This is a genomic window from Trebonia sp. (assembly GCF_030042015.1).
Taxonomy (GTDB): Bacteria; Actinomycetota; Actinomycetes; order Streptosporangiales; family Streptosporangiaceae; genus Trebonia.
In genome coordinates, this window is the sequence record NZ_JASIAL010000419.1 from 1 (window position 1) to 3,468 (window position 3,468).

The 3,468-nt window shown below is 62.9% G+C and carries 3 protein-coding genes; 2 read left to right on the plus strand and 1 reads right to left on the minus strand.

Annotated features, from left to right (window positions below):
• Positions 1-259: formyltransferase family protein (locus Q1N79_RS22575; RefSeq protein ID WP_300612142.1), on the plus strand; the 259-nt coding region annotated here is incomplete at its 5' end.
• On the opposite strand, the gene Q1N79_RS22580 is transcribed toward Q1N79_RS22575, so the two are convergent.
• On the minus strand, positions 256-606 hold the full coding sequence (locus Q1N79_RS22580) for a hypothetical protein (RefSeq protein ID WP_300612144.1): 351 nt from the start codon (positions 604-606) through the stop codon (positions 256-258). The two genes, Q1N79_RS22575 and Q1N79_RS22580, sit on opposite strands and share 4 nt — an antisense overlap.
• A 621-nt stretch (positions 607-1,227) precedes the next feature.
• Here Q1N79_RS22580 and Q1N79_RS22585 point away from each other — a divergent pair.
• On the plus strand, positions 1,228-2,376 hold the full coding sequence (locus tag Q1N79_RS22585) for a hypothetical protein (RefSeq protein WP_300612146.1): 1,149 nt from the start codon (positions 1,228-1,230) through the stop codon (positions 2,374-2,376).
• Positions 2,377-3,468: the final 1,092 nt, after the last annotated feature.

A 3,468-nucleotide genomic window follows, 5' to 3' on the forward strand; every position in this document is an offset into this window, starting at 1 on the left:
CAAGGGCGCCCAGCCCTATCACCAGGCGTATGCCAAGGGCGTCAAGCTGGTGGGCGCGACCGCGCATTACGTCACGCCGGACCTGGACGAGGGACCGATCATCGAGCAGGACGTGATCCGCGTCGATCACACCTACCCGCCGCAGCGGCTCGCCGAGGCCGGCCGTGACGTCGAGGCGCAGGTCCTTGCGCGCGCGGTCACCTGGCACGCCGAGCACCGGGTGCTTCTCAACGGCAATCGGACCGTCATCTTGCACTAATCGCGGAACTGGCCAGCCGCGCCGCCGCCCTGGCGCTGCGCGGCCCTGATCGCGCCGTACTGGCCGCAGGCAACGACCAGCAGCACGAAGGGCAGGATAAGACTCGGCGTTGACTTGCTCCCGGCGTGCGCACTGGCGGCCGTAACCGCCGTGATCACGAAGATGACTGCCCCTATCGCCGCCCAGATGACGAGGCCCGTACTTTTTGACACCCAGTTGTTGTAGCCGCCGATGCCATGGTGGATGGGGATCTGGGCGTCAGGCGGCAGCGTGCGCGCCGCGTAGACCGACATTCCCATGATCACCAGCAGCACGACAGCAGCGCCGGCAACCGCTGCGATTTCCACTGACGCCTCCCGCCGAGCCCATGACCGCGGTGGTCACTGGGGCACCACTTTGCGACATTACTTCTTCGGCCGAAGACTACCCCGGTCTCCCGCGGGCGGGTGCAGGCGCGCTGGCGACGGCCGGACTACCCCTGCGCAGGCGAAGACGGGGCCTCTGTGAAGCCTGGCGGCACGCTGACGCGCAAGCGGGCGAGATTGGCCTGGGTTGGACTGAGAAATGCGTGCTGTTCGGTTTCTGTCCACGTCCGGCCAGGATTCGGATCACCGGTCAGCCCGGTTGTCACCGATCGCACCGGCAGGTAGGTACTGGCATTGACCCACAAGCGCAGGGTCAGGATCCCGTCCGTGGTCGACTGGAACTCGATTGCCTGCTGCCCGTTGAGCGCCTGGTGGCCGGCAACCCGCAGGAGTCCGTCCGAGTTCGCCGGGAGAAAGCCGGCCGCGCCCCATCCGATGTCACGGCTCTCCCTCCTGCCGTCCCTTACACCTACTACTTGCCGATCGGAGCCGTAAAGTGTTCAGCAGACCAGGGTCGCGTCGCGCTCCGCCGGGTATTCGGCCCCAAGCGGGGCGAGCTTAGCTAATTTTGATTTCCGCATACCAAGGAGGCGGGGGCAGCAGATGGTCTTCCAAGGTACCAATAATGCCGTTCTCGATATCGACATGCTTGCATTGCTGCTAGCGGGTCTCTACCAAGAGCGCGACCTTTTTCACTCTCTTCAGTTCTGCAGCCTTGCGGAACAGCTTGTGCTGCGGGATGAAATTATGATCACCACCATTGAGGATGACCGGCCGCCTACAGAGGACGAAACGGAAGGGCGTAACCTGGTCAGGGAGATGCTGTCGGGCTGGCAGGCGGCCGGAGTGATCTCATATGAGACAGTAAACAGCGCTAGGGTTAGCAGCCTGCAACAGCAAGATCCCTTCGCGGTCAAGATATCAGCACTTCCGCAGATCAAGCCGGAAAACAGCATTGAGGCCGATAACGACGCCTTCGGCACGATGATCCTGCAGGCAGCAAACTCCCTCTACATGGAGCGGATATTCGAGCGCCCGGCGAGTCTCATGCCACTTCAGCTAATCTTTTATGAAATCTCGGCCAACGTCAGGGCGGATCACAGCGTATGTGACCTCACTGGCCACTATGCGTCCCTGTCCTCGGCTGTCGTTGCGATGCGACAGCAAGTCCGAATCGATCCGTCCGCGTATGTGAGCGTTCCGCTTCCGCCAATAGGCTACGAGATATTCAGCCAGACTCGCTCATTCGATAACGTTTTCGCGTCGGCGCTCTCTGTACGCGAAGAATTCACAGAACTCCGCACTAAACTGGGCCAGCTCCAGCAGTTGCTAGACGACCCATCGGTGTCACTCAAGGACAAAGTTCGGCACCGGGCAAAATGGAAGGACGCCTGGGACTCGATTCACGGCAAGTATGGCGGCGGCGAGATGAAGCTCGCGTCCACCAGTCAGGCTATCTACCGTATGGCGCCGGATATTCCCGGTGTCATCGGGCTGAACCCCTCGTCCTGGGTGTCGCTGCTGACGAAAATCGCCGAGTATATGCCTGAGCTATGGGGCCACTGGCGCCTTCGTGCGCTGCATCGCACCTTCGAGCACTATGTAAATTCGCCGGACCGGGAACTCGGGCGAGCCATAAGCAATCTGATCGGCCGGGAGATCAGGAACGATGAGGCCGCCGATATCCGGGAGATTCTCGGTTCCATGCATAAACTCAGAGACGGCGTAGTCCTGGCTTCCCTGAAGGAGTGAATGCCGAGGGCCGACGCGGCGGGCTCGGCGTGCCCGCTGGGCCGCCGGTCCGGCTCGCGTCGGAGCGCAGGTCGTGTCACGTGACGACATAGAGCGGTTCGTTCCCCTTGGCCACCCGGTGCACGTTCTCGGCCGCTGCGGCTCCGCGCCGACGCGAAGTCTCATACGTTGCGGCGGCCACGTGCGGCCGTAAAGCCCGCAGATCATCCAATACCGCACTGGGTTAGTAGCTTGACCGCCTTGCGGGTTACCATGGCAGCCGCCATTTGGCTGTTGGCCTGCTGCGATGCCTTTGCCTGGCCGGTCGTCCCCGGCTTGTCCCCGGCTCGGCCCATTTCCCCGTCCGTCACAGCAGCCCCTCCCGCTGGCCTTGCACGCGCCCGGCCGGACTACGTGGAAGATATGACCGCCCCTGACCGGCCTTTTCTTCCACGATAACCGGCCTGCCCGGAATGTCTGGTTCCGAGATCCACGCATATCGGGCATATCGCGTCATCGGCTGACCACAGCAGCGCCGGGCGGCGGGTGCCGCGTGACGACGGAAAGCCGCAGATCAAACCCTGATTGGCGGCTGTCGTGTTACTTGACCGTGTATTGGCCGGGCCGGGGCCCGGGTTGGCGTTCATCGGCGTCCCTTGCCGGTGCAGGCGTTGAAGATCTGGCGGAGGACATCGGCGGCGGCTTGGCGGCGGGCGGGCTTGGCCGCCCGCACCGTAACCGCCCAGCCAGGCGATCCCACCAGCGGTGCTCCGTTCGCCCGCCGCCATCACGCCGGAAGCCAGGCTCCGGCAAATTAAAACCAAATTAAAACCACCGCGGGGTCGCGCAGGACAAGCGGCAGAATGGTCTCAGCCGCCAACCTCCGACTCGCCCCGGAATTCCGCCAAACGGCATCAAACTACCGCATGGCTTCGGACACAAATGGCTTCCTGGTACATCGCCGGACAGCGACTGAATATGCCGTGCCCTGTTTAGCCGCCTCATTGTACGATCATCACGGGAGAAGGGGTGAAGATGGCGTGAACTTCGGGCACATGCTCACCGTGCTGCTGCACGAGCACTGGTTTGAGGTGCTGTTCACCCCGGCCAGAT

What these genes read in the sequence shown, in the direction of transcription:
- Q1N79_RS22585 (WP_300612146.1), top strand. Translation starts at nt 1,228, where the DNA reads ATGGTCTTCCAAGGTACCAATAATGCCGTTCTCGATATCGACATGCTT.